Genomic DNA, 23,705 nt, shown 5'->3' on the forward strand with positions numbered 1-23,705 from the left:
ACGGTCACGGGTGAAGCTCCTTGCGCAGGTGTCGCTTGAGAATCTTGCCGGCGGTGCTCTTGGGCAGCGCATCACTGAAGTGAATCTGCTTGGGTACCTTGTAGTGGGCCATGCGGGCTCGGGCATGCTCGATCAGCGCCTCCTCGCTGACCTCCTCCCCCTCCTTGAGCACCACCACGGCGGTGATCGCCTCGATCCACTTCTCATCCGGCAGGCCGATCACGGCCACCTCGGAGACGGCGGGGTGCTGGAACATCACGTCTTCCACCTCGCGACTGGCCACCAGCACACCCCCGGTATTGATCACGTCCTTGATGCGATCGACGATGAACAGATAGCCCTCCTCATCGAGGTAGCCCACATCGCCAGAGTGGAACCAGCCGCCAAGAAACGCCTCTTCGGTCATCTCGGGCTTGCCCCAGTAGCCGGTGAGCAGCTGAGGCGAGCGATGAATGATCTCGCCCTGCTCCCCGGCCGGCACGTCGTTCATCTCGGCGTCGACGATGCGGGTCTCCACGGTGAGGATGGGGCGCCCCGCCGAGGCCGGCCTGGCATCGTGCTCCTCGGGGCGCAGCACCGTGGCCAGTGGGGCGATCTCGCTCTGGCCGTAGCAGTTGTAGAGCCCTACCCCGGGGATGCGGCGACGCAGCTCCTCCACCACCGGAACCGGCATGATCGAGGCACCGTAGTAGGCCTTTTTCAGGCGGCCGAGATCATGCCGATCGAACTCCGGATGGCGCAGCAGGCCGATCCACACCGTGGGCGGGGCGAAGAATGACACGATGCCGTGGCGCTGGATCTGTGCCAGGCAGTCGTCCGGGGCCGGCGCCTCGCGAAGATGTATCGGTGCGCCCAGCAGCAGGGCCGGCATCAAGAAGACGTGCATCTGTGCCGAGTGATAGAGGGGCAGGGCGGCCAGCATCGGCTCGTCGGCCTTGATATCCAGCTCCACCATGCAGGCCATGTACTCGGCGAGCAGGGCCTGGTGGGTCATCATCGCCGCCTTGGGGGCGGCGGTTGTGCCCGAGGTGTAGAGCAGCTGGGCCAGGCTCTGGCTATCGAGCATGACCTCGGGCTCGGAGGCATCACCCGTGCCGAGGGCCTCCCGAATCACATCGAAATCGTCACCCTCCTGAGCATGCAGGGTGCCGGAAAGCACCAGGTCACGGCCTCGGCAGGCGGCCTCCACCTTGTCGGCCAGGCTGAGATCGCTCAGCAGGCCGCTGGCGCCGGACTGTTCGAGGATATAGCTGAGCTCCTCGCTGCTCAGGGCGAAATTGATCGGCACATGCACCAGGCCGGCACGGGTGGCGGCCAGCCAGGCGATCACATAGGCGTCGGAATTCTTGCCGTAGACCGCCAGGCGATCCCCCGGCTCGAGGCCCAGGGCCAACAGGCGGTTGGCCACCCGGTTCACTGCCCGGTCGAGTTCGCCATAGGTCCACTGACGATCGTTGAAGGTCAGTGCCGAACGGGCGGCGTGCTTGCGGGCGGTGCGCCCCAGGGCGGCGCCGATGGTGTGCTGCTGGATGCGGTTCTGCATGGTCATCTCATCTCCACGAGTTGTGCTGTCTTGTTGGGGGAGAGGGGCGTCAGGCATCACTGGGCGTGATCAGGCGGCAGTCGCTCTGGTCCAGGGGCCGAAACGCTTCCGCGGCGGGAATGGTGCGTACCAGGCGGAAGATATCGTCCTCGTCGGTGGCTTCCTGCGGTGACTTCACTTCCACCAGGTACATGTCATGAACCATGCGCCCGTCCTCGCGGATATAACCACCGCTGGCGAAGATGTCGTCGATCGGAGTTGCCGCCATCTGGGCGCGTACCGCCTGGGCCTCATCGGTGGCGGCCGACTCGATGGCCTGCAGATAGTGCAGGGTGCTGGAGTAGAGGCCGGCATGAACCTGAGTGGGCATGCTGCCGGTGCGCTCGCGGAAGCGCTCGGCCCAGGCGCGGGCCTCGTCATCGATATCGTAGAACCAGGCGGTGGTGAACTGCAGACCCTGGGCGGCCTCCAGGCCGAGGCTGCGAACGTCGGTGCTGAACAGCACCATGCCGGCCAGGATCTGGCCCGCCTGTGTCAATCCGAACTGACCGGCGGTGCGAATGGCATTGATGGTGTCGGAGCCCGCGTTGTTCAGGGCGATAACATCGGCACCAGAGGCCTGGGCCTGCAGCATGTACGACGAAAAGTCGCTGCTGGGGAAGGGGTGGCGGATGCTGCCGACCACGTTGCCGCCACTCTCCTCCACCACTCGCGCGACATCGCGCTCCAGGGCGTGGCCGAAGGAGTAGTCGGCGCTCAGCAGGTACCAGTCGGTGTTGCCTTCCCGGGTGATGGCACTGGCAGTGCCGTTGGACATGGCCCAGGTGTCGTAGACCCAGTGGACATGGTTGGGTGAGCAGTTTTCGTTGGTGATGCTCGAGGAGACCGCACCGTTGACCAGTCCCAGGCGGTTCTCCTCCTCGAGGAGCTTGACGGTGGCAAGCGTTACCGAGGAGGCCACCAGGCCGGTCACCATGTCCACGTTGCGCTCGTCGATCCACTCGCGTACCACGCTGGAGCCCACGTCGGGGCTATTGCGGTCATCGGCACTGAACAGCACCACCTTGGCACCGGCCACCTTGCCTCCCATGTCCTCGATGGCCATCCGGATGGCGTCTTCGCCCAGGGGGCCGATGGGGTCTCGATAGGCGCCGGTCATGTCGGCCAGGTAGCCGATGCGGATCTCGTTATCGGTGATGGCGGCGGTGGCGGCCTGTGAGGCGAGCAGCATGGAGGCGGCGAGAGCACCGAGGGCAGGCGTGCGGGTAGGGATCATGTGGGTGCCTTTGCGTTGTTGTTGTCCGATGGGTGGCTGGCGCCAAGGGCGGCGCCTGGATCCATGGTAGGAGCAAAGGCGAGGGCAGGGTTGACCTATCAGGCCAGGATTTTTGCATTTCATGCCATATTTGTCGGCAAATTTACCAAGCTTGCGAAGTGGTGACGCGACTTTCCGACATAAACGGCCACGGTTTTAGACCCCCAATAACGCAAGGAGGCGCCCGAAGGCGCCTCATGCTGGCTGGTCAAACTCGGTGGCTGAGTGGCTCAGTGATCGTGACCATGATCCTCGTGATCGTGATCGTGATCGTGATCGTGATCGTGATCGTGATCGTCATGCCCCGGTTCGGCCAGGGCGTCGTGCAGGGTGTGGGCGTTGTGGCGCATCATGCCCAGCCAGGTGCTGGCCTCGCCTTCGCTGGCCAGGGCGTCGGCGTAGAGGGTGCCGGCGATGGGCAGGCCGGTCTCCTCGGCCAGCTGCTCGAGCAGGGCGGGGCTGGTCATGTTCTCGTGGAAGAGGGCGCGCACATCCTGCTCGTGGATCACCTCGATCAGGCCGGCCATATCGGCGGCGCTGGGTTCGGCGTCGGTGGAGAGCCCCTGGAGTGACATGAAGCGAAGCCCATAGGCGTGGGCGAAGTGGCCGAAGGAGGCGTGACCGGTGATGACGCTGGTGGTGGCGGGGATCTCGTCGATCAGCGCGCGGACCTCGTCATCGGCCGCGTCGATCGCGTCGATATAGCGGGCCGCGTTGGCGGTATAGGCATCGGCGTTCTCCGGGTCGGCCTCGATCAGGCCGTCGCGGATATTGGCCACATAACGCTTGCCGGCGATCAGGTTCTGCCAGGCGTGGGGGTCCTGGTCGCCATGGTCATGCTCGTCATGATCGCCGTGGCCATGATCCTCGTGTCCCGTATCGTCCAGCGCCTCGATGCCCTCCGTGGTGACCACCAGTGGCCCGGTGTAGTCGCTGGCTGCCACCAGGCGCTTCATCCAGCCCTCGAACTGCAGGCCGTTGAAGACCACCAGATCCGCCTCGGCCAGGGCTCGGGCGTCGGTGGGCCGCGGTGAGTAGACATGGGCATCGCTGTCGGGGCCCACCAGGGAGGTGACCTCGACATGTTCGCCACCAACATTCTCGACCATATCGGCGAGGATGCTGAAGCTGGCCAGCACCTGCACGCGCTCCTCGGCATGGGCGGTGGGCAGGGCGAGCAGGGCGGCCAGGCCCAGGGCGTTGATGGCGGGGGACAGCGGACGCATGACAGGGGATCTCCGTTGAGTCATTCGGGTTCCGGGGCGCCCAGCGGCGTGGCGCGGCGACGCAGCCGGGCGAGCAGGCTGTGGTGGCGACCCACCAGGGCCGAGAGCAGGTAGCCGCTCCCGGCGAGCAGGATGATCGAGGGGCCCGAGGGCAGGTTGAGATGATAGGAGAGCAGCAGCCCGCCGCTGCTGGCGATCAGGGCGACCAGGATGGCGATGCCGATCAGCCCCTCGAGGCGCTGGCTCCAGAAGCGGGCGGTGGTCGCCGGCAGCATCATCAGGCCCACCGCCATCAGGGTGCCCAGGGTCTGGAAGCCGGCGGTCAGGTTGAGCACCACCAGGCCCAGGAAGACGCCATGGATCAGGCTCACCGGGTTGCCCTGGCCACGCAGGAACAGCGGGTCCAGGCACTCCACCACCAGGGCGCGGAAGATCACCGCCAGCACCACCACGATCAGGCTGCTGATGGCGGCGATCAGCAGCAGGGCGGTGGTGTCGACGGCCAGTATCGAGCCGAACAGCACATGGGTGAGGTCGACGCTGCTCCCGCCCATGGAGACCAGCATGACGCCGGCGGCCAGCGAGATCAGGAAGAAGCTGGCCATGGCCGAGTCCTCGCGGTGGCCGGTCATCTGCGACACGCTGCCGGCCAGCACCGCGACCAGCAGGCCCGAGAGGATGCCACCCAGGCTCATGAGGGGCAGCGAGAAGCCGGCGGCCAGGAAGCCCAGGGCCACCCCGGGCAGGATGGCGTGGGCCATGGCATCGCCGATCAGGCTCATGCCGCGCAGCATCAGGAACACCCCCAGCGGCGGGGCAGCCAGCGACAGCGCCAGGCCGGCCACCAGGGCGCGCTTCATGAAGCCGTAGTCGAGGGGGGCAAGCAGCCAGGCGTCAAGCAGTTCCAGCATCGAAGGTATCCGGGAAGGTGAGGGGCAGGCGGGGGGCACGGGGCGGCTGTCCGGCGTAACGCTCCAGCAGCGAGGCGGGGTTCGCCCAACGGCCGTGGCCACCGGTCAGTATCAGCACGTCGTCGGCCAGGCGCGAGAGCTGCTCCAGGTCATGCAGTACCACCACGATGGTGGCGCCATTCCGGGCCATGTCGCGCAGCACATCCATCAGCACGTCCACCGTCTCGATATCGACGTTGGCGAAGGGCTCGTCGAGCAGCAGCAGCTCGGCCTCCTGCATCAGGGTGCGGCCGATCAGTGCGCGCTGGCGCTGGCCGCCGGAGAGCTCACCCAGCTGGCGATGGGCCAGGTGCGAGATGCCCAGGCGCGCCATGATCTCGCGGCCGCGGCGGTAGTGGGCCGCACAGTACCCCTTGAGGGCGCCGTGGCTGGGCCAGCTGCCGGTCATGATCAGCTCTTCCACGCTCATCGGGAAGGTGAGATCCAGGGCCAGCTGCTGAGGCAGCCAGGCACGGCGCTCCTTGGGCACCTGGCAGGCCACCCGGCCGGAGATCGGTCGCAGCATGCCCATGATGGCGCTGATCAGGGTGCTCTTGCCGGCCCCGTTGGTGCCCATCAGGGCGGTGATGGCCCCGTCCTGGAAGCGACCCTCCAGGTGCTCCAGCACGGTGCGCCCGCCACGGGCCAGGGTCAGGTTCTCGAGCTGCAGGCGTGACATCACACCCCCCAGCCGGCGGCCCAGGCCACCGCCAGCCACAGGGCCACCAGCGGCAGTGCCGCCAGCAGCAGGCGGCGGGTGGCCGAAAGCGACATCAGCGAGAAGTGGCAGGGTCCTTCCGGGCGGTGCCGGTGTCTGCGGTGTGCCATGGGGTCCTCTGGGCAGTAGGCGGCGGAAAGCGGCAAAGGTTATAACATAACAAAATGCCGGCTGACCAGTGCCTATAGGCCGACCGGCCCCTGCCTGGAGCGGTCGCTGCGCGGGGCTTCGTAGGGGTGGGCCCTACAGCCCCAGGGCGTGACGCATCACCGCGCGCTTGGCACCCTCCAGGCGCTCGGCCACGGCCATGCCGGCGGCACCGGCGTGGCGCAGCGGGGCGGCGCCGGTGAAGACATGGTGGAAGGTCTCCATGGCGGCGATCATCGCCAGGGTCTGGGGGCGCCGCTCCCGGGCATAGCCGGCCAGTGGCGCCCGGCCGCCGGGGTCCTGCCGCGACCGGAAGGCATTGATCACCCGCCGGCTCAACGCCTCGGCGTCCTGCATGCCCAGGTTGAGTCCCTGGCCGGCCAGCGGATGGATCACATGGGCGGCATCGCCCACCATCGCCAGGCGCGGGCGCACATAGCGTTCGGCGTGACGACGCCGAATGGGGAAGCTGGCCCGCCCGAGCACCTCCTCCACGCCGCCCAGACGAGCGGGAAACTCCTGCTCGATGGCCAGGCGCAGCGCCTCGTCATCCAGCGCCTCCCGGGCCAGGGTGGCCTCGGCAGTGTCGTACCAGATCAGCGAGGCGTAGTGACCGGGCAGCGGCAGCATCGCCTGGGGCCCCCGGGGGGCGAAGCGCTGCCAGCTGACATCCTGCTGGGGCAGCCGGGTGCGCACGTTGGTGATCAGGGCGCGCTGGCCGTAGTCCTCGTCGCGGGTGGCGATGCCGGCCAGCTCCCGGGTGTGGGAGCCGGCGCCGTCGGCCCCCACCACCAGCCGCGTCGCCAGCAGGCGGCCGTCATCGAGCTCCAGCAGGCAGCGGTGCCCGCCGGGCACCCAGGCTACCGGGCCGGCGTTGCAGATCGTGGTGACGCCAGGCAGCTCGGCCAGGCGCTGCCACAGGGCGCGACGGATCACCCGGTTCTCGACGAAGAAGCCGAAGTCGGGCAGCTCGAGGTCGATGGCACTGAAACGGATATGGCGCTTCTCGGCCGCGTCGCTGGCCTCGATATGGCGGAAGGGGCAGCGCCGCGACTCGGGAATGAAGGACCAGGCGCCGACCTCCTCCAGCAGGCGCTGGGAGGCGAGGTTGAGCGACGACACCCGCAGGTCGAAGGGAGCGTCATCGGGAATCGCCGCCGGTGGGGCGCCGCCCTCCACCAGTGCCACGCGCATGCCGGCCTGACCCAGCGCCGCCGCCACGGCCGCCCCGACCATGCCGCCGCCAACGATGACCGCATCCAGGGTCTCGTCCATACCTCTCTCCTCGCCAGATGACTCTACGAGGCTGGCAGCATAACGCGTTACCCCTTCCGGGTCAGTCGGGCTTCGAGGCTGGCAACTCGCGACGTGGCAGTGCCCGCTAGAGAGAAGCCGGTGATAGTGTCACCGCTATAGTGGATGTAAGTATCGTTAGCCTCACCCTGAGCCACCCACTCCCCGGGTGTCAGCGGCGGATAAACGGCGAGTGGCAGGCATGGCGTCTTGATCACGATGGCCGAGTCATGGCCTGAATAGCACGCCTTCTGTCCGGCCAGAACAGACCCGATGACCTCTGCCTGGGCACGCAGCGGCTGCACATAGGGTGTTAGCTTGCCACGATGCTCCATGCAGTCACCTAACGCAAATATAGCGGGATCCGATGTTCTGAGCTGATCGTCGACCTGGATGCCGCTGCCGATGCGGAGTCCCGCCTGCCTGGCCAGACGCGTATTGGCCTTGAGCCCCAGAGCGCTGATCACGACATCGACGGTAACCTCTTCACCGCTGCTGAGCGTGGCCCGTAGTGTCTCGTTTGCGCCCTCCACACAGCCCACATGGTCCATATGGTGCAGTTCGCTAAGCGTACTACCGGTGTGCAAGGCTACCCGGCGATGTCGCAGGGCATCAGCCAGGCGAGTGGCGAGCGGTGGTGGCAATAGCCTGGAGAGCGGCTGGGCCGCCTGGTCGACCAGGGTGATGCGATGCCCCGCCGCGCTCAGGTCGTCGGCAAACTCGCAGCCGATCAGCCCCGCACCGAGAATCAAGACACGGGCCGAGCTCAGGGCGTCGATCCGCTCCCGCAGGCGCCGATAGTCGGCGAGGTGATTGACCTGCAGAACGCTGTCCGCCGCACTGCCTGCCAGAGCAGGGCGTGGCTGATGGCCTCCCAGTGCCAGGACCAGCCGTCCGTATGGCAGGCCGCCGCGCGGCGTAATAAGACGCTGATGCCGTCGGTCGATCTCCAGGACTCGCGTGTACGAGAGTAGAGTGATGTTCCAGCGTGCGGCCTGTTGAGCACCCGTCGCGGTAATCAGCGCCTCGGGTGTCCTGCCCCGCGCGGCGGCACTGGAGAGCTGGGGCTTTGGATAGACGTCTGCGCCACAGTGTGTCACCAGCACGATGGGGCAGTCAGGGTCACGCTTGCGCAGCGCTTCGGCGGCTGCCCAGCCCGCCATGCCACCGCCCAGAATAATGACTTGCTCGGGACACTGCGGCAGCCCACGGGGCGCCGTGGAAGCAGTTGGGCGGCCAGGCATTGGACCTTGCTCCTGAGCGGCCTCCAGCAGCACGAAATCGGCCTTGCCGACACCACAGTCGGGGCACACCCAGTCGTCCGGTATATCGTCGTAGCGGGTGCCGGGTGGCAGACCTCCATCAGGGTCACCCTCTGCTTCGTCATAGATGAGACCGCAGACGACACAGAGGTAACGGCGGAAGGGAAGGGCAGCTTGGCTCATGGCGATCAGGCGGCCTCGAGGCGCGCCAACTCCTTGCGAATATGCTTGATGGCGGGTGTCACGATGGCGACGAAATAGGCCTCTCGCAGCTTGCGCTGGGCCGGTGCATCGGCAAGGTAACCGCGGGCGCCAGTGTGCAGCATGGCGCCCTGGGCGGCGCGCAAGGCGAGGTGCGAACTGCCCTCGCGTAGCTGTAGCACATCGGCAAAAAGCGTATCGGAGTGATCACCGGCTACCTCACTGCCCAGCAGTCTGGTGGCCCTGCGGGCGTCATTGAGTTCCTCTTCCAGTGCCTCGGGCTGCTCATCGAGAAAGCCATTGACATGATGGTGGGTCTCGCGTGTGGCGTACATGATATCGATGCAGGCCTGCACGACCCCCAGCCCCATGCCCATCTGTAGCAGGACAAAGCCGCTGCGAATGCGTGGGATCAGCTGGGCGACATCGTGGCTGATCACGTTAGCATCGGGGATGAAGCTGTCGCGGAAATGGCAGGCATAGGTGCCGCTCCCCTCCAGCGCAATGAACTCGGGGCAGGCCCTGAGTGTGAAGCCGGGCTGATGGCACTCGGTCAGAGCCATGACGCGGCGTTCGCTTCCTTCTAGTTCAAACACGGCCGCAAAGACATGCTCCGGCCCCAGATTGGAGACCCAAGGCAAGGTACCGTTGGCGATGTAGCCGCCAGCGACTCGCGTCAACCGTACCTTCAGAGGTTCAATGCCAGCCAGGTGCTTCATCGCATTCGAGAGCCCCGTACCGCCCAGCCGGGCACCTGAAGCAAACTGCGGGAGCCAGCGTTCCCGCACCGCACTCTCATCGCTGTTGTCCAGATACCAGCCCAGCGCGTCCTGACACCACACACAGAAACCGGTGGACATGCACTCCCGTGATACCTGAGCCATGGTGTCAACCGCAGCGTAAAAGGCGTGGCCGTTGCTGGCGAGATGCCGAGAGTAGCCGCCAAGCTGTCCCAGTGAGTGCATAAAGGAGCTGGGGTAGTAGCCTTGGCGATCGATCGTTTGGGTGTGAGGTGCAAGCCCCTGGGCAATCAGCTGCTGAAGGTCAGCTGTCCGAGCTGTCGCCGGTGGAGACGAGTAGGCGTCGGGCGCTGTTACGGTGATATCGGCGGTGGCACCCATGAAAACCTCCCTCTGGCCCTCTCTCTGGCCCTCTGGCAGTGACAGAAGCAGCGGCGATAACGCTGCTTATGGAATAAATAACTGTTTTTCAGCTTATAAAAAACTATAAGCATTGGAAAATAACCATTCTCGCTACACCCATCGCTCTATGGAATATGCGATAAGGGAATAGATTTTTAGTCTGCATATTCTAAATTGGTATATATGGGTGAGGAAAGAGTCTTTTATTTCCTCTCCGGCGGCGGGCTACTCTGCCTGGCTCTAGCCCCTTATGCATGGCCTACAGGATGGAGCGTTATCATGGGTGCCAGCATCCAGATCGACAAACTGACGCATCGCTTTCACAAGTATGCAACCCCGGTCATCCGTGATTTCTCGCTGGAGATCTCTGCGGGTCAAAGCCTGGCGATCATCGGTGAGAGCGGCTGCGGCAAGTCGACCCTGCTGCACATGCTGGCTGGCCTGACGCAGCCCAGTGGGGGCTGCGTTCGTATCCAGGACAAACGAGTGTGTCGGCCGCACCCTGAGTGGAACATGATGTTTCAGAGCCCGGCGCTCTATCCCTGGCTTAGCGTCGAGCAGAACGTCGCGCTGGGGCTGGAGTTTACCGGCCAGACCCGAGGCCTAAAGGCCAGGGTGGCGGAAATGCTCGAGTTGGTGGGGCTGGCAGAGCGTGGCCGAGCCAGGCCTCACGATCTGTCTGGCGGTCAGCAGCAGCGAGTCGCACTGGCGCGCTCGCTGGCGGTGTCTCCCGAGGTGATTCTGCTGGATGAACCGTTCTCCGCACTGGATGCATTTACTCGCCGCGCCCTGCAGCGGGAAGTGACCCAGATCGCTCATGATCACGGCATTACTCTGGTGCTGGTCACTCACGATATCGACGAGGCGCTGATCATGGCGGATCAGGTGGCCGTCATGGGTCGGAACCCAGGCACTCTGCGCAGCCTGCTTGACGTATCGCTGGCCTATCCGCGTGACCCCAAGGAGCCGGCCTTCAAGGCGCTGCGCGATGAGTTGATGTCTCGCTTCCATGATTCAGTGTCATTGAACTCGGCGGTCACCGCCTGTGGTGTAGCAGCCGATGACGGCTCGTGCGTGGTGAGTAGCGCCTGATCGGGTCGCTGTCCCCGGCTGGTAGGTCCGGCACGTCGATTGTTTATCTCGTTTGCTGCTCAGGCGATCAACAGGAGAGTCAGGGTTCATGTCTCACACGCCTCCTTATCACGCTCCTCCTCATCATGCACCCGGCTGCGGCTGTCATGGCGCCGGCACGCTAGAGGAGTATCGCCTGGACAGTGGGCGTCGGCGCTTTGTACTCGATGGCCTGGCGGCTATCGGCGGACTTGGAGCGGCACTGAGTTTGCCGGGAGTGCTGCCCAATGCCATGGCCGACACTACGCCACCCAGCACTGATATGACCGTGCGTATCGGCTACCTGCCGATTACCGATGCAACGCCGCTGCTGCTGGCCCATGCCCTGGGCTATTTTGAAGATGAGGGCCTTGCCGTGGCTCAGCCCGAACTGATTCGTGGCTGGGCACCGCTGGTCGAGGGGTTTGTTCGTCACCGCTTCAACCTGGTGCATCTGCTCAACCCGATTCCCGTGTGGCTGCGCTACAACAACGACTTTCCCGTGAAGGTCGTGGCCTGGGCGCATGTCAACGGCTCAGGTCTGGTGATTGGCAAGCACCGCCAGGCACGCGAATTTGCCGACCTGGGCGGGATGCAGATCGCAGTTCCCCACTGGTATTCGGTTCACAACACGCTGCTGCAGATGGCGCTGCGTCAGGCAGGACTTGAGGCAGTGATCCAGGATCAGTCTCTGCCTCTAGCGCCGAACCAGGTCAATCTGCTGATCCTGCCGCCGCCTGAAATGCCCCCGGCGTTAGCGGCAGGGCGTATCGATGCCTACACCGTCGCTGAGCCCTTTAACGCCGCCGGAGAGCTATTGGCCGAGGGCACGGTGCTGCGTTTTACCGGTGATATCTGGAAGAACCACCCGTGCTGCGTCGTGTGCATGCACCAACGCGACTGCGACACGCGACCAGAGTGGACACAAAAGGTGACCAATGCCCTGGTTCGGGCCTCGGCCTATGCCCAGCAACATAAGGCGGAGGTGGCCAGGTTGCTATCACGGGACGGCAAGGGCTACCTGCCCATGCCGGCAGAGGTCGTGACTGACGCCATGACCCATTACGCCGCCGAGGACTATACCGATCCGCCCGCGATTCGCCATGCGAACTGGCAAACAGGGCGTATCGACTTCGCCCCCTATCCGTTTCCTTCGGCGACCGTTGAGCTGGTACGCGCCATGAATCACACCAGGGTCAGTGGTAACACCACCTTTCTCAAGAATCTGGATCCTGACTGGGTGGCGCAAGACCTCGTCGATTATCGTTTTGTTCATCGCGCCATGGAGCGCTATCCGCAGGCTCACCTTCCCGGAACCCCTGCTTCTCAGCGCTGGAACCGGGAGGAGGTGATCAGCCTATGAATCTTCAGCCAGTCAGTACGCCAACCGTTCCGCCCTGGCTACTCTCCAGGCTGCGCGACCTGGGTTACACCCTGCTGGGGCTAAGCCTGCTGTTGAGCGTGTGGTGGCTTGGCGGCTATCTGATCGCCAATGAGCCCACGACCCAGGCGTTTGCCGGGTTTGCGCCCTCTGCAGCGCTGCCCGAGGCGTGGCGGCTGATCGTTACCGGTGTACTGCTCGATTCCGCGCTACCCAGCCTCGAGCGCATCTTTTTCGGGCTGCTCTGGGCGGCTCTGGTGGCGGTTCCGGTGGGTATCCTGGTGGGGGTCTCTTCCGTTCTGCGCCAGATCACCGGCTTTTCATTCCAGCTTCTGCGCATGGTCAGCCCGCTGGCATGGATGCCGGTCGCCGTGCTGGCCTTCTCGACCTGGGACGGGGCGATCATCTTTTTGATCTTTATGGCCGCGGTATGGCCGATTCTTTTCTCCACGGCGTTTGCCGTACAGCGTATCGACCCGGTGTATTTCAAGGTGGCACGTAATCTCGGCGCCTCGCCGTGGGCCAATCTGAAGCGTCTGGTGCTGCCCGCCATTACGCCGGACATTCTGGCCGGCCTGCGGCTGTCACTGGGTGTAGCCTGGATCGTGCTGGTCCCCGCCGAATACCTTGGCGTGACCAGTGGGCTGGGATACGCCATCAACGATGCCCGCGACATCCTGGCCTATGACATGTTGGCGGCGCTGGTACTGCTGATCGGAGTTATTGGCTACACCCTGGATGCCATCCTTGTGGCGCTGATACGTCACTTTGGTTGGCAGAGAGGCGCCTGAAATATCCGTCGACGACACCTCCTTTTCACGCTCCCTGCGATATCCATTCACTTACCCACACTCATCAACCCTGCATATAGGAGTTTATATGAGCACTGATACCCAAGCCCCTCAGACCATCACCACCACCCTGCGGCCCATCGATCGTGAAGGCCTGTTGGGTTTTGCCGAAAAAGGCCGCAACAACCCTGGCATGCGCGGCACCAACAAGGTGCATACCGTTACCGAAGGGCAGTACCGCACCATCAGCCATGTGAATGGCCATGAAGTCGTCGTGGATGAGCCACTGCATCTGTTTGGGCAGGACACCGCACCGGCACCGGGGGAGATCGTGTTGTCGGGGCTGGGCGGCTGCCTGGCAGTGGGCATCACCGCTGTGGCGACCTGGAAGCAGGTCAAACTCTCCAAGCTTGAGCTTTTTCTGGAAGGCGATATTGGCAACTCCGCGGCCTGGGGCGCGGGTGGCGCCGAGAACCTGCCGCCGGAGATGGGCTTCCAGGCCATTCGTGTCAAGGTGCTGATCGAAGGCGATGCCAGCCGCCAAACGCTGGACGAGATTGTCCAGCACGCCAACTTTTACTCCCCCGTGGCCAACACCATGCGCAATCCGGTCGATTTTGCTATCTCACTGACCGACTGAGTGACGCACCTGGCGTCGCATATTCGGCTATTCGGCAAACTGCTCGGTATCGACCTCGGCTTGTGGCGCTTCGGCATAGCGTGCGCCGGCGATACGCGGCGGGGCGAACAGCGCATCCAGGTGCGTTACGTCATCGGCGCTAAGGGTCAGCTCCTCGGCGGCCAGGTTCTCACGCATATGGGTCACGTGGCGGGTGCCGGGGATGGGCAGGATGTCGTCGCCCTTGGCACGCAGCCAGGCCAGGGCGAGCTGGCCACTGGTGGCTTCCCGCTCGTGGGCCAGGCGCTCGAGTTCGGACAGCAATTCCAGGTTGCGAGTGAGGTTCTCGATGGTGAAGCGGGGCATGCCGAGGCGTACATCGCCCTCGACCAGGCTCTCCCGTTCGCGGACCGACCCGGCGAGGAAGCCGCGCCCCAGTGGGCTGAAGGCCACGAACAGGGTATCGGCCTCACGGCACGCCTCGAGTACCGCGATCTCGGGGTTGCGGGTCCATAGCGAGTATTCTGTCTGCACCGCTGCAATGGGGTGCTCGGAGCGCGCCCGGCGCAGGGTGGCCGCGGATACCTCGGAGAGGCCAATGGCGCCGATCTTGCCTTCCTCAACCAGTCGACCCAGTTCGCCCACACTCTCCTCGATGGGCACCCCCTTATCCCAGCGATGCAGGTAGTAGAGGTCGAGATGGTCGGTCTGCAGGCGCTCGAGGCTCGCCTCGCACTGGCGGCGCAGGGTGGCCGGGCGGCCATCGATCACCTTTCGGCCCAGCTCGGGATCGATGGCCATGCCGCACTTGCTGGCCAGCAGAATCTCGTCACGCTTGCCGGCGAGCGCCCTGCCCACCAGGCGCTCGTTGGCGGTGGCGCCATACAGGGTGGCGGTGTCGAAGTGGCGATAGCCCATCTCGAAGGCCTCCTCCAGGGCGCGCCGCCCCTCGGCCTCCGAAAGCGAATGGCCGTAGCCGTGGGAGAGGTTCATGCAGCCCAGGCCGATGGCGGGGGAGGCGACGGCCTCGAGGCGAGCGATCAGGGGGTTCATCACGGCTCCTTCTGGTGTGTTCAGTATGGTGTGTTCAAGGTGACGGGCGATACTGTTCAGCACGCGGCCAAGCGTCGGGCTCGGCTCTCCTGGCGATGCAGATGAGGGACTCCTAGTGTCATCGCCTGGGTCCCGAGAGTAGCAAGATACGCCATCCTGTTGGCCGCTCCCTGCTAGCGTATCTCGACACCTGGTTCATATTTCTTGTGCGAACGGCCAGTAGCCTGTGGCGGTTTTTCCCGCTCCTGGCGTGAGGACGGGTCGGGCCGGCGCCACCTGATCGTTTGACCAGGCGTCGAAATTTGAGCGATCGCTCAAGATGCGTTAGGGTAACCAATGAAACACGGCGTAGCCATGCATGCGTCTAAATTTGAGCGATCACTCAAGTGCATGCTGGTCCCGACGACATCTTGTCGGCTTTCCGCTATTTCTCCTGACTCAAGGATTCGCCAAATGACCGAATTTACCCTTCACGACAAGCAAAGCGCACCAGAAGAGAGCCAGAAGCTTCTCGATAACTCCATACAAGCCTTCGGCATGGTGCCGGGCCTGCACGCCGTCATGGCGGAGGCGCCCGGCCTGCTCGATGCTTACCAGCAGCTTCATCAGCTGTTTCTGGACAGCAGCTTCAATGACGAAGAAGTGACCGTGGTATGGCAAACCATCAACGTTGAGCATGCGTGCCACTACTGCGTGCCCGCGCATACCGGCATAGCCAAGAGCATGCGGGTGGACGATGCCATCACGGAGGCCCTGCGCAACGAAACTCCGCTGCCTACGGCGCGTCTTGAGGCCCTGCGAGACTTCACGCTTGCAGTGGTGCGCGGGCGCGGAAATGTCGACGACAGCGACGTTCAGGCATTTCTGGAGATGGGCTTCACCAAGCGTCAGATCCTCGAGGTGGTTCTGGCGGTGGCGCAAAAGGTCATGAGCAATTACACCAACCACCTTGCCGATACACCGCTCGACGAACCCTTCAAGAAGTTCGAGTGGCACAAGGTCAGCTGAGATAGGGAGACGACGTGAATAATCTGACAGCGGTCGATGAAAGCAGTTACGTCGATGAGGTCGTGGAAAGCCACAAGCCCGTACTGATCAAGTTCTGGGCGCCGTGGTGTGCTCCCTGCAAGATGCTCGACCCGGTAATCGAATCCATCGCCGAGGAGCGCAGGGAGACCCTCAAGGTGGTGACCCTCAATGTCGATGAGGCGCCGGTACTGGCTGCCCAGAATGGCGTGCGAGGCCTGCCTACCGTGACCCTCTACAGGGAAGGGGAAAAGCTCGAGTCACTCAGTGGAGTGCAGCCCAAGGAGAGCCTGGACGCCCTGCTGGATCGCAACATTCAAGGCTAGGCGCCTGGGTATCGTGAGGTGCTACGTGGCCCGTTGAGGAGAGTTCCTCAACGGGCCACGCCTTTACCGCTCAGTGAGCAGAGGAGCGAAGCGCTTCCAGAGAGGATGCCATGTCGTCGGCCAGAGCATGTACGGCTGCACTATCGACATCGCGCTGGGCGAAGGAGCGCAGCCCCATCACCTCGGCCTGTAACCGCCGACCAAGCCGGGTGGGGTCGAGCTCCTTGTCCAGCTCTCCTGCCTGCTGGGCCTTCGCGAAGCTGTCGATAAAGCGCCTCTCCATCGTCGTCAGTAGCGCCTCTGCCTTCTCCCGGGCGTCCTGCTCCCGCTCCCCCAGTTCCAGCAGGCTCTTGACCAGCATGCAGGCACGGCTGGGTACCGCTTGATCGCGTAGTCCGCCAAACTGGCGCAAATAGGCAGCCAGTCCGGCTAGCGGTGACTCGTGAGTCGCCAGGGTGCGCTCAAGCTCAACCAGCGCCAGGTGGGCATAGCGCTCCAGCGCCTCCTGGAATAGCTGACCCTTGCTGCCGAAAGTGGCATAGATGCTCCCCGGGTGCATCCCCAGCGCCCGCTCGAGATCCTTGAGTGAGGTGTCATGAAACCCCTTGTGCCAAAATAGTTGCAGGGCACGTTCCAGAGACTCTTGTCGGTTATGTTGTGTAACTCGGGACATGATGCCGGTCCATGATTTCAGCGCTTCACCCCTTGAGGATAAAGCTTGAGTGATCGCTCAATGCTATCCTTTCGGCCCTGCCAACGTCCAGCCGTCGCCATTCGGCGCTGGCCGCCAATGAAAGCAGAAAAGTGCCTCCTTCATGGCTGATTAAGCGGCTTGTCACGATGCTCGATCGCACCGATTTCGTCTCGAGGAGTGATGAAGGCAAGGCGTTTTCTATGCATTGGCCGCTTCCATCCATTGGCTGCGACCAAAAGGAGATGATGTGGCCCGCATCCTCTTCCCGCTCGCAATCGCTATCCGGTGGCCCCCATGGGCCGTGTCCTCCCTGTGCAAGCCTGACTCGTCTGCCGGGACGCACCTGCCCAGTTGGGCGAACGTCGCGATTTCCTATCACCGAGCATGTGGTAGGTTGGCCGGTGATGCGCCCCTATCGGCGCCACCTTCCAAGGATCACGGAGCGCCAGGCATGGCCAAGCCCTTTCTACTCTTACCGCGCTACCGCGTGCTGCTGGCCGGGCTGTTCAGCCAGCTGCTGTGTGTGGGCGTGGCGCGTTTCGCCTATACCCCGCTGCTACCGGTGATGCAGCAGCAGACCTGGCTGAGCGACGCTCAGGGGGGCTGGCTGGCCGCCCTCAACTACGCCGGCTATATGCTCGGGGCACTGACAGCGGCCTCCATCAGCAGCATCCGGCTCAAGGATACGCTCTACCGCCTCACCCTGGTGCTGGCGCTGCTCTCCACCGCCGGCATGGCGCTGGCCGACAGCTTCTGGCTATGGGCGACGATGCGCCTGGTGGCCGGCTTCTCCAGCAGCGGCGCCATGCTGCTCGCCTCGGGGCTGATCCTGCACTGGTTGATCAGCCACCGGCAGCGCGGTGAGCTTGGTATTCACTTCGCCGGGGTTGGCCTGGGCATGCTGCTGGCGGCCCTGGCGGTCGAGCTGATGCTGCGGCTCTCGTTCGACTGGCAGGCCCAGTGGTGGGGCTTCGCCGCCCTGGCCGTGGGGCTGCTGATTCCCGCCTGGTGCTGGCTGCCGAGACCCGCGAAGCCGGCACCGGGTAGCGGGGGAGAGCAGCGCCGGGCCCAGCCCCCCAGCCGTACCTTCATGCGACTGATGCTGGCCGCCTACTTCTGTGCCGGTTACGGCTATGTGATCAGCGCGACCTTTATCGTTGCCATCGTCGAGCGCGAGCCGCTGCTGGCCGGGGCCGGCAACTGGACCTTCGCCCTGGTGGGCCTGGCGGCGGCGCCTGCGGTAATGCTGTGGGATCTGATCGCGCGTTGGGTCGGCTATCTCGGCGCGCTGATCGCCGCCATGGGCCTGCAGGTGGTGGGGATCGTGCTGCCGGCGGTGACCGACAGTCTGGCGGGGGTGCTGACGAGCGCGCTGCTCTACGGCGGCACCTTTCTGGGCTGTGTCAGCCTGGTGCTGACCATGGCCGGCCGGCTCTACCCCCAGAGCCCAGCGCGCATGATGGGGCGCATGACACTGGCCTATGGCGCCGCCCAGATCATCGCCCCGGCGCTGACCGGCATGCTGGCCGAGGCCACCGGCCACTACGATATCGGGCTGTGGCTGGCGGGTGGCTTCGTGGCGCTGGGTGCCGTGCTGCTGAGCTGGCTGCGCGGGGTGGACCAGACCGCCCAACGGTTGGATGCGGAGGCCAAGGCGGTGGCCTAGTGCACCGTTGGGCGATTCGCTTACCTCACTCGTCGATGCCGAGCATCACATCCGAGGCCTTGATGACCACCTGAACCTCGCTGCCCACGGCGATGCTGAGCTCCTCGATGGCGTCGCTGGTGATCATCGACTTGATGGTGTTGCCGCCGCCGATATCGACGCGGACCTGGCTGTTGACCGGGCCTTCCTTCACTTCCAGCACGGTGCCCTTGATCACGTTGCGTGCGCTGATCTTCATCCTTGAGTCTCCTCGAGAGTGGTGAGTCAGGGGCAGTGGCCCCTGTCAGGCGGCGTGCCCTCGGCGCGCCTGCGCACAAGATGCCGGCGCAGTCGCTCGCTGGCAAGTCCTACCCCCAGGCCGACCAGTGCGCTACCAAACAGGGTTGCCACGGCGGTGACGGCGATCACCGGCCGACAGTCGGGGCGAGCGTCAAACAGCCGCTTGCTCAATGCCAGCTCGAGCCCGGCAAAGGCCAGCAGGGCGCCAACCAACGGCGTGGGAATCGCCACCAGCCAGCCGATCACGGCGTCCCCGTGCAGCGCGGCCGCAGTGCAGGCGATTGCCATGGTCAGCGGAGCGATCAGGCTGCGGGCGCCGAAGCGATAGTGGGCGGCCATGCCACCGGCGCCGTGACACATCGGCATGGCGCCCAGCGGCGTCAGCACCAGGTTGAGCAGCCCGCTGGAGGCCGCCAGGCGACGTTCGCTGATGCGCGGCGCCGCGGTCGGAAACAGCGAGCGCGAGACGGCGGTGGCCACCACCACGGCATTGAGCAGTGTCAGCGGCAGCTGGGCCAGGAGCCCGCCCGCCACCGATGAAAGCGAGATGCCTTCGCCCGCCGGCGTCGAATGCCCCGCCTCGAGCAGCATATCGGCCGGCATCAGCCAGATGGCGATGATGACCACGAACAGTGCCCAGGGGCCCCGCGGCCAACGCCAGGACAGGCTTAGGGCGGCCACGGCCGGCAATGCCAGCCACCAGCCTGCGGCCATCATCTCGAACGCGAGTGCCATCAGCATCAACCCCAGGCCGGCATGCAGGCCGACCGTCACGGACTGGGGCAGCGCCCGGGCCGCACGGCCAAGATAGGGAGTGGCGGCCAGCACCAGCAGTACCAGACCAAGCGTGGCGCCGGCCAGGGCCGTTTCACCGGCGGTGAGGCCGCCGACGAGGATCATTGTCCCCAGCGCCTTCATCGGCTGCACGGCGATGGGCGCGCGGTAGAGCAGAGCCACCAGCAGATAGCCGATGGCGAGGCCGACAAACACCGGCCGCGGCGACAGCACGCCCAGGGCAGTCGCGCCGATCACATAGGGCAGCAGCGTGCCCAGGTCGCCGAAGGCGCCGGAAATATCGCCGCTCAGTGCCGCCAGGGCCTGCCGGCGAGGTCGCCATGGGGTAAAGGAAGACATACCCTCCACTGTAGCGCCTTGGCGCAGGAACAGAACTCAGGCGGCCTGTTCGCTACCGCCGCCGTCATATCAGTTGCCACAGCAATCACCACCCCAGGAGTGACCCGACCATGGCTGAACGCGTGATCCTGACCACCTCATCGCACCTCGAGGGTTACCGAGTCACCGAGCATATCGACATCGTCTCCGCCGAATGCGTGTTCGGCATGAACGTTCTCAAGGACATGTTCGCCGGCTTCCGCGACTTCTTCGGCGGGCGAAACAAGTCGTCCCAGAACGCGCTGCGCGATGCCAGAAAGACCTGCCTAGACGAGCTGCGAAAGGAGGCGGAATCCGTGGGCGCCAATGCGGTCATCGGCATCGACCTCGATTACAGCGAGATCTCCGGCGGCGGCAAGTCGATGCTGTTTTTGGTGGCGACCGGCACCGCGGTGAAGGTCGCTAGGGGGTGAGGTTGTCTGTCACCTTACAGACACTGCAAGACCCTGTATCCGGGCTATGGGTTCAGGTTAACAACTGCTAGCTGCCCGGCGGCATCACCACCCACTCTGGCTCCTCGAACTCGCCGATCACGCGGATCTCGCAGTAGGGTGCGGCGCTCTTGATGATCTCCTTCACCTTGGGCGCAGGCTGGGCCTCCATGGCGTCGCGGCTGGCCTTGCTGTCCCAGTGGGCGATGGCGATCAGGGTCTTGGGGTCGCCGATCTTGCGATGCAGCTCGGTGCCCCGGGCGCCGGGGGCCTGCTGGATCAGTTCGCTGGCGCGCACCCAGGCGTCGGCATACTCCTCTGCGGTGTGGCCGTCGCGGATCGTCACTTCGAAGAGGTATTTCATGGTGTCTCCTCCCGGCGGGTGGCGTGTCGGTCTACCTTGAGGGTATCCAATGATGCAAGGTTTGCCCGGGCTTGAGCCGCCGCCGATGGGGCGGGCGGCCGAGGGCAGGGCATCAGGGAGCGGCCATGTCTCACCCTTCTCAGCGTTTGATCCTGTTGTTCGACGGTACCTGGAACGATCCTCAGGACCGAACCAATGTCTATCGGCTGGCGGGGGATATCCACGACCTCGATGCTCACGGCGTACGCCAGCGCTTCTTCTACGAGCCGGGGGTCGGTACCCGGCAGTGGGAGCGCCTGGTCGGCGGGGCCTTCGGAGTGGGGCTGAGCCGTAACCTGCAGCATGGTTATGACTGGTTGGTGCGCCATTACGTGGAGGGCTCGGAGGTCTTTATCTTTGGCTTCAGCCGCGGGGCCTATACGGCCCGCAGCCTGGTGGGCATGATCCGCAAGTGCGGCTTGCTGCGGGTCTCCACGCCGGCCCTGGTCAAGCAGGCGGAGTCGCTCTATCGCAACAAGCGCATCGCCCCCGATGCGGCGCCCTGTAGTGACTTTCGCCGCCACTACAGCCGCGAGATCAGGGTCGACTTCATCGGCGTCTGGGAAACCGTGGGGGCCCTGGGGATCCCCGGCACCCAGCTTTCCGAACATGGCCGCTTCTCCTGGCATGATACCGAGCTCTCCTCCATCGTGCGGCGAGCCTATCAGGCGCTCGCACTGGATGAGCATCGCGCGGCCTACGATGCGGCCCTGTGGTCGCACCCCAGCGGCAAGTTGAAGGCCAGCCAGCGTGAGGTGGAGCAGCGCTGGTTTGTCGGTGCGCACGCCAATGTGGGAGGGGGATACGAGATGCCCGACGGCGGCGTCGACCCGCTGGCCGACCTGGCCTATGCGTGGCTGTGCCGCCAGGCTCATGAGGCGGGGCTGGCGGTGGATCTGTCGGAGGCGGCGGAAGTGGCGCACCGCGGCGAGATACGGGACTCCCATGCCGAGTTCTTGAAGGGGCTCTATCGCTGGTACCGCTCGCTGCGCGATCGTGATGGCAGCGGTCGTCACTTTCGGCACTATGGCCGGGACTCGCAAGGACTGCCCGCCGTGGGCGTCAGCGTGGATCCCTCGGTGTGGCGGCGCTGGCAGGAGAATTCGAATTACCGGCCGCCCACCCTGGTACGGGCCGGCTGCACACCGCCGACATCTGCTCCTCCCCCTGCGGAGGAGTGACATGGCCTGGGTTGAAGCGTCAGCATTGCCGCTCACCATCGGAAAGGATGCCCTGCATGTTTGAGCTCCCCCTGTTGATCGCCATCGCCGCCCTGATCGGGGCGGCGCTTCGTTGCAGAGTGGCCGATGCTTTACGCCCGTTGGGGCGTCAATGCCTGGGTATGCAGGGCGTTCCCGGCCGCATCCATCAGGGTGACGGTGAGGACCTCGCTCTCGCCGTCGAGGTCCACCTGGCCGAAGAACTGGTAACCGTCGGAGGGCGGCAGGTTGGACTGCCCTTCCGGCGGTGCCTTCTGGAACACCACCTCGGGGCCGAAGGTGCCATCCAGCTCGCCGGGCCCGAAGGTGCCGGCGTGGAGAGGACCGCTGACAAACTCCCAGAAGGGGGCGAACTCCTTGAAGCTGGCGCGTTCGGGTGAGTAGTGGTGGGCGGCGGTGTAGTGCACATCGGCGGTGAGCCACACCACGTTGTGAATGGCTTCATCGCGGATGGCGCGCAGCAGCTCGGCGATCTCCATCTCACGTCCCAGTGGCTCGCCATGGTGATCGTTGGCGATGGCCTCGAAGTGCTCGCCATCGCGCACGATCAGCCCGATCGGCATATCGGCGGCGATGATCTTCCAGGTGGCGGTGGAGCGGCGTAGGCCCTCGAGCAGCCAGCGCAGCTGATCCTGCCCCAGGAAGGTGGCTGCCTCACCCTCGGCCTGCCGGTTGTGGCTGTTGGCCGCGCGGTAGGTGCGCATGTCGAGCATGAAGACCTCAAGGCTGGGGCCATAGGCGAAGCGTCGATGGATCCTGCCGGGCGCCTCGGGCAGTTGGCGCAGCGGCATGTACTCGAAGAAGGCACGCCGCGCGCGAGCCGCCAGCAGGCTGGCGTTCTTCTCGGTGTAGCGGTCGTCGTCGAGGAGTTCGCCCGGGTACCAGTTGTTGGTGGTCTCGTGGTCGTCCCACTGGGCGAGCATGGGGACCTCGGCGTTGAACTGGCGAACGTTGGCGTCCATCAGGTTGTAGGCGTACTGGCCGCGGAACTCCTGCAGCGTTTCCGCCACCTTGAGCTTCTCCGGCGTGATCAGATTGCGCCAGGTCTCGCCGTTGGCCAGCGTCACGCTCTCCTTGAGCGGGCCATCGGCGTAGACGGTGTCGCCGGAGTGGATAAAGAAGTCGGGATGCTGACGACGCATGGTGGCGTAGGTGGTCATGCCGCCGCGCGATTCGTCGATGCCCCAGCCCTGACCGACGGTGTCGCCGGACCACACGAAGCGGACGTCGCGGCGGGTGACGGGCGGCAGGCGCAGCCGGCCGGTAATCGGTTCACTGATGGCGCGGTGGTCATCGAGGGCGGCGAAGCGCACACGGTAGTGAGCGGTATCCATGCCACCAAGGCCGGTGACGTCGAGCTTGGCGGCAAGGTCGGTGGCAGGCAGGACCTCGGGGCCCATCAACTGACGAGCGTGGCGGAATTCGGGGTTGTCGGCGACTTCCACCAGCATGCGTGAGGGACGGTCGGCGCGTGCCCAGAGCATGGCGCGGTCGTGACGCATGTCTCCGCTCATCACGCCGTAGGGCAGTATCGGGCGGCGGCCCTGGGCCAGCACGATGGAGGGAGCGGCCAGGCAGGCCCCGAGGGTGCTGCCTGCCCTGAGGCCGAGCTTGAGGGCATTACGCCGCGTGATATTCCTAGGGAACTCCGGAGGTAATGAAGTCTGCCATCGCATCATCCGCGGCGATGATGACAACCTCTTGTCGGCGTCATGACATCTGGCTTTCCTTGTTAA

At 64.8% G+C, this 23,705-nt stretch carries 24 protein-coding genes; 9 read left to right on the top strand and 15 right to left on the bottom strand.

Going from position 1 to position 23,705, the window contains the following annotated elements; translation table 11 throughout:
- Nucleotides 1–4: 4 nt before the first annotated feature.
- The 9 genes from Q0894_RS03125 to Q0894_RS03165 all read right to left on the bottom strand — a co-directional run bounded on the left by Q0894_RS03125 (nucleotide 5) and on the right by Q0894_RS03165 (nucleotide 9,776).
- Nucleotides 5–1,549 (bottom strand): acyl-CoA synthetase, encoded by a 1,545-nt coding sequence (locus Q0894_RS03125; protein WP_299231409.1) that lies wholly within the window; start codon nucleotides 1,547–1,549, stop codon nucleotides 5–7.
- 43 nt (nucleotides 1,550–1,592) lie between these two features.
- Nucleotides 1,593–2,819, bottom strand: coding sequence for an ABC transporter substrate-binding protein (locus tag Q0894_RS03130; protein WP_299231411.1), 1,227 nt, complete (start codon nucleotides 2,817–2,819; stop codon nucleotides 1,593–1,595).
- A gap of 269 nt (nucleotides 2,820–3,088) precedes the next feature.
- Nucleotides 3,089–4,084, bottom strand: coding sequence for a metal ABC transporter substrate-binding protein (locus tag Q0894_RS03135; RefSeq protein WP_299231413.1), 996 nt, complete (start codon nucleotides 4,082–4,084; stop codon nucleotides 3,089–3,091).
- A 20-nt stretch (nucleotides 4,085–4,104) separates the two neighbouring features.
- Complete coding sequence (locus tag Q0894_RS03140; RefSeq protein ID WP_299231414.1) at nucleotides 4,105–4,995, bottom strand: metal ABC transporter permease; 891 nt, start codon at nucleotides 4,993–4,995, stop codon at nucleotides 4,105–4,107.
- Nucleotides 4,979–5,713 carry a metal ABC transporter ATP-binding protein gene (locus tag Q0894_RS03145; RefSeq protein ID WP_195689514.1) on the bottom strand — a complete coding sequence of 245 codons (735 nt, stop codon included), beginning with the start codon at nucleotides 5,711–5,713 and terminating at the stop codon, nucleotides 4,979–4,981. Before Q0894_RS03145 ends, Q0894_RS03140 begins: the two co-directional genes overlap by 17 nt.
- The gene (locus tag Q0894_RS03150) at nucleotides 5,713–5,862 is read right to left on the bottom strand and encodes a hypothetical protein (RefSeq protein WP_165927470.1); all 150 of its coding nucleotides are present in this window, start codon (nucleotides 5,860–5,862) and stop codon (nucleotides 5,713–5,715) included. Before Q0894_RS03150 ends, Q0894_RS03145 begins: the two co-directional genes overlap by 1 nt.
- Before the next feature lie 133 nt (nucleotides 5,863–5,995).
- Nucleotides 5,996–7,174 (bottom strand): FAD-dependent monooxygenase, encoded by a 1,179-nt coding sequence (locus tag Q0894_RS03155; RefSeq protein ID WP_299231419.1) that lies wholly within the window; start codon nucleotides 7,172–7,174, stop codon nucleotides 5,996–5,998.
- A gap of 47 nt (nucleotides 7,175–7,221) precedes the next feature.
- A complete protein-coding gene (locus tag Q0894_RS03160; RefSeq protein ID WP_299231421.1) occupies nucleotides 7,222–8,637 on the bottom strand; it encodes an FAD-dependent oxidoreductase in 1,416 nt (471 codons plus the stop codon).
- Between the two features lie 5 nt (nucleotides 8,638–8,642).
- On the bottom strand, nucleotides 8,643–9,776 hold the full coding sequence (locus Q0894_RS03165) for an acyl-CoA dehydrogenase family protein (RefSeq protein ID WP_299231422.1): 1,134 nt from the start codon (nucleotides 9,774–9,776) through the stop codon (nucleotides 8,643–8,645).
- 300 nt (nucleotides 9,777–10,076) lie between these two features.
- On the opposite strand from Q0894_RS03165, the gene Q0894_RS03170 reads away from it, so the two are divergent.
- From Q0894_RS03170 to Q0894_RS03185, 4 genes are all read left to right on the top strand, one after another.
- Complete coding sequence (locus Q0894_RS03170; RefSeq protein WP_299231424.1) at nucleotides 10,077–10,889, top strand: ABC transporter ATP-binding protein; 813 nt, start codon at nucleotides 10,077–10,079, stop codon at nucleotides 10,887–10,889.
- Nucleotides 10,890–10,977: 88 nt separating this feature from the next.
- Nucleotides 10,978–12,270, top strand: coding sequence for an ABC transporter substrate-binding protein (locus Q0894_RS03175; RefSeq protein WP_299231426.1), 1,293 nt, complete (start codon nucleotides 10,978–10,980; stop codon nucleotides 12,268–12,270).
- Nucleotides 12,267–13,079: an ABC transporter permease gene (locus Q0894_RS03180; RefSeq protein WP_299231428.1), complete on the top strand. Its 813-nt coding sequence runs from the start codon at nucleotides 12,267–12,269 to the stop codon at nucleotides 13,077–13,079. Before Q0894_RS03175 ends, Q0894_RS03180 begins: the two co-directional genes overlap by 4 nt.
- Nucleotides 13,080–13,167: 88 nt before the next feature.
- The gene (locus Q0894_RS03185) at nucleotides 13,168–13,719 is read left to right on the top strand and encodes an OsmC family protein (protein ID WP_299231430.1); all 552 of its coding nucleotides are present in this window, start codon (nucleotides 13,168–13,170) and stop codon (nucleotides 13,717–13,719) included.
- A 27-nt stretch (nucleotides 13,720–13,746) separates the two neighbouring features.
- Here Q0894_RS03185 and Q0894_RS03190 read toward each other — a convergent pair whose 3' ends face one another.
- Nucleotides 13,747–14,751 (bottom strand): aldo/keto reductase, encoded by a 1,005-nt coding sequence (locus Q0894_RS03190; protein ID WP_299231432.1) that lies wholly within the window; start codon nucleotides 14,749–14,751, stop codon nucleotides 13,747–13,749.
- 453 nt (nucleotides 14,752–15,204) lie between these two features.
- Between Q0894_RS03190 and Q0894_RS03195 the strand changes: the two genes are divergently transcribed.
- Both Q0894_RS03195 and trxA read left to right on the top strand, forming a co-directional pair.
- Nucleotides 15,205–15,759, top strand: a complete 555-nt coding sequence (locus Q0894_RS03195; protein WP_299231434.1) for a carboxymuconolactone decarboxylase family protein — start codon at nucleotides 15,205–15,207, stop codon at nucleotides 15,757–15,759.
- 14 nt (nucleotides 15,760–15,773) lie between these two features.
- Nucleotides 15,774–16,103, top strand: a complete 330-nt coding sequence (gene trxA / locus Q0894_RS03200; protein WP_299231436.1) for a thioredoxin — start codon at nucleotides 15,774–15,776, stop codon at nucleotides 16,101–16,103.
- Nucleotides 16,104–16,173: 70 nt separating this feature from the next.
- On the opposite strand, the gene Q0894_RS03205 is transcribed toward trxA, so the two are convergent.
- On the bottom strand, nucleotides 16,174–16,776 hold the full coding sequence (locus Q0894_RS03205; protein ID WP_299231439.1) for a TetR/AcrR family transcriptional regulator: 603 nt from the start codon (nucleotides 16,774–16,776) through the stop codon (nucleotides 16,174–16,176).
- A gap of 472 nt (nucleotides 16,777–17,248) precedes the next feature.
- Between Q0894_RS03205 and Q0894_RS03210 the strand changes: the two genes are divergently transcribed.
- Complete coding sequence (locus Q0894_RS03210) at nucleotides 17,249–18,463, top strand: YbfB/YjiJ family MFS transporter (RefSeq protein WP_299231441.1); 1,215 nt, start codon at nucleotides 17,249–17,251, stop codon at nucleotides 18,461–18,463.
- Nucleotides 18,464–18,488: 25 nt separating this feature from the next.
- Here Q0894_RS03210 and Q0894_RS03215 read toward each other — a convergent pair whose 3' ends face one another.
- Entirely contained in the window at nucleotides 18,489–18,701 is a 213-nt protein-coding gene (locus Q0894_RS03215) for a TOBE domain-containing protein (protein ID WP_299231443.1), read from the bottom strand.
- Nucleotides 18,702–18,727: 26 nt separating this feature from the next.
- Nucleotides 18,728–19,876 carry a molybdate transporter family protein gene (locus Q0894_RS03220; protein ID WP_299231444.1) on the bottom strand — a complete coding sequence of 383 codons (1,149 nt, stop codon included), beginning with the start codon at nucleotides 19,874–19,876 and terminating at the stop codon, nucleotides 18,728–18,730.
- Between the two features lie 110 nt (nucleotides 19,877–19,986).
- On the opposite strand from Q0894_RS03220, the gene Q0894_RS03225 reads away from it, so the two are divergent.
- Nucleotides 19,987–20,328, top strand: a complete 342-nt coding sequence (locus Q0894_RS03225; protein ID WP_132041632.1) for a YbjQ family protein — start codon at nucleotides 19,987–19,989, stop codon at nucleotides 20,326–20,328.
- A 67-nt stretch (nucleotides 20,329–20,395) separates the two neighbouring features.
- Here Q0894_RS03225 and Q0894_RS03230 read toward each other — a convergent pair whose 3' ends face one another.
- Complete coding sequence (locus tag Q0894_RS03230) at nucleotides 20,396–20,710, bottom strand: antibiotic biosynthesis monooxygenase (RefSeq protein ID WP_299231446.1); 315 nt, start codon at nucleotides 20,708–20,710, stop codon at nucleotides 20,396–20,398.
- Nucleotides 20,711–20,835: 125 nt separating this feature from the next.
- Here Q0894_RS03230 and Q0894_RS03235 point away from each other — a divergent pair, with 125 nt between their 5' ends.
- On the top strand, nucleotides 20,836–21,930 hold the full coding sequence (locus Q0894_RS03235; protein WP_299231448.1) for a DUF2235 domain-containing protein: 1,095 nt from the start codon (nucleotides 20,836–20,838) through the stop codon (nucleotides 21,928–21,930).
- A 131-nt stretch (nucleotides 21,931–22,061) separates the two neighbouring features.
- On the opposite strand, the gene Q0894_RS03240 is transcribed toward Q0894_RS03235, so the two are convergent.
- Nucleotides 22,062–23,648, bottom strand: coding sequence for an alkaline phosphatase D family protein (locus tag Q0894_RS03240; RefSeq protein WP_299231451.1), 1,587 nt, complete (start codon nucleotides 23,646–23,648; stop codon nucleotides 22,062–22,064).
- Nucleotides 23,649–23,705 lie beyond the last annotated feature (57 nt).

It is taken from the genome of uncultured Halomonas sp. (assembly GCF_947501415.1).
Taxonomy (GTDB): Bacteria; Pseudomonadota; Gammaproteobacteria; order Pseudomonadales; family Halomonadaceae; genus Halomonas.

What these genes read in the sequence shown, in the direction of transcription:
- Q0894_RS03165 (WP_299231422.1), bottom strand. Translation starts at nt 9,776, where the DNA reads ATGGGTGCCACCGCCGATATCACCGTAACAGCGCCCGACGCCTACTCG.
- Q0894_RS03220 (WP_299231444.1), bottom strand. Translation starts at nt 19,876, where the DNA reads ATGTCTTCCTTTACCCCATGGCGACCTCGCCGGCAGGCCCTGGCGGCA.
- Q0894_RS03150 (WP_165927470.1), bottom strand. Translation starts at nt 5,862, where the DNA reads ATGGCACACCGCAGACACCGGCACCGCCCGGAAGGACCCTGCCACTTC.
- Q0894_RS03180 (WP_299231428.1), top strand. Translation starts at nt 12,267, where the DNA reads ATGAATCTTCAGCCAGTCAGTACGCCAACCGTTCCGCCCTGGCTACTC.
- Q0894_RS03235 (WP_299231448.1), top strand. Translation starts at nt 20,836, where the DNA reads ATGTCTCACCCTTCTCAGCGTTTGATCCTGTTGTTCGACGGTACCTGG.
- Q0894_RS03195 (WP_299231434.1), top strand. Translation starts at nt 15,205, where the DNA reads ATGACCGAATTTACCCTTCACGACAAGCAAAGCGCACCAGAAGAGAGC.
- Q0894_RS03135 (WP_299231413.1), bottom strand. Translation starts at nt 4,084, where the DNA reads ATGCGTCCGCTGTCCCCCGCCATCAACGCCCTGGGCCTGGCCGCCCTG.
- Q0894_RS03125 (WP_299231409.1), bottom strand. Translation starts at nt 1,549, where the DNA reads ATGACCATGCAGAACCGCATCCAGCAGCACACCATCGGCGCCGCCCTG.
- Q0894_RS03210 (WP_299231441.1), top strand. Translation starts at nt 17,249, where the DNA reads ATGGCCAAGCCCTTTCTACTCTTACCGCGCTACCGCGTGCTGCTGGCC.
- Q0894_RS03140 (WP_299231414.1), bottom strand. Translation starts at nt 4,995, where the DNA reads ATGCTGGAACTGCTTGACGCCTGGCTGCTTGCCCCCCTCGACTACGGC.
- Q0894_RS03175 (WP_299231426.1), top strand. Translation starts at nt 10,978, where the DNA reads ATGTCTCACACGCCTCCTTATCACGCTCCTCCTCATCATGCACCCGGC.
- Q0894_RS03205 (WP_299231439.1), bottom strand. Translation starts at nt 16,776, where the DNA reads ATGTCCCGAGTTACACAACATAACCGACAAGAGTCTCTGGAACGTGCC.
- Q0894_RS03130 (WP_299231411.1), bottom strand. Translation starts at nt 2,819, where the DNA reads ATGATCCCTACCCGCACGCCTGCCCTCGGTGCTCTCGCCGCCTCCATG.
- Q0894_RS03240 (WP_299231451.1), bottom strand. Translation starts at nt 23,648, where the DNA reads ATGATGCGATGGCAGACTTCATTACCTCCGGAGTTCCCTAGGAATATC.
- Q0894_RS03215 (WP_299231443.1), bottom strand. Translation starts at nt 18,701, where the DNA reads ATGAAGATCAGCGCACGCAACGTGATCAAGGGCACCGTGCTGGAAGTG.
- Q0894_RS03170 (WP_299231424.1), top strand. Translation starts at nt 10,077, where the DNA reads ATGGGTGCCAGCATCCAGATCGACAAACTGACGCATCGCTTTCACAAG.
- Q0894_RS03190 (WP_299231432.1), bottom strand. Translation starts at nt 14,751, where the DNA reads ATGAACCCCCTGATCGCTCGCCTCGAGGCCGTCGCCTCCCCCGCCATC.
- Q0894_RS03185 (WP_299231430.1), top strand. Translation starts at nt 13,168, where the DNA reads ATGAGCACTGATACCCAAGCCCCTCAGACCATCACCACCACCCTGCGG.
- Q0894_RS03225 (WP_132041632.1), top strand. Translation starts at nt 19,987, where the DNA reads ATGGCTGAACGCGTGATCCTGACCACCTCATCGCACCTCGAGGGTTAC.
- Q0894_RS03230 (WP_299231446.1), bottom strand. Translation starts at nt 20,710, where the DNA reads ATGAAATACCTCTTCGAAGTGACGATCCGCGACGGCCACACCGCAGAG.
- Q0894_RS03155 (WP_299231419.1), bottom strand. Translation starts at nt 7,174, where the DNA reads ATGGACGAGACCCTGGATGCGGTCATCGTTGGCGGCGGCATGGTCGGG.
- Q0894_RS03145 (WP_195689514.1), bottom strand. Translation starts at nt 5,713, where the DNA reads ATGTCACGCCTGCAGCTCGAGAACCTGACCCTGGCCCGTGGCGGGCGC.
- Q0894_RS03160 (WP_299231421.1), bottom strand. Translation starts at nt 8,637, where the DNA reads ATGAGCCAAGCTGCCCTTCCCTTCCGCCGTTACCTCTGTGTCGTCTGC.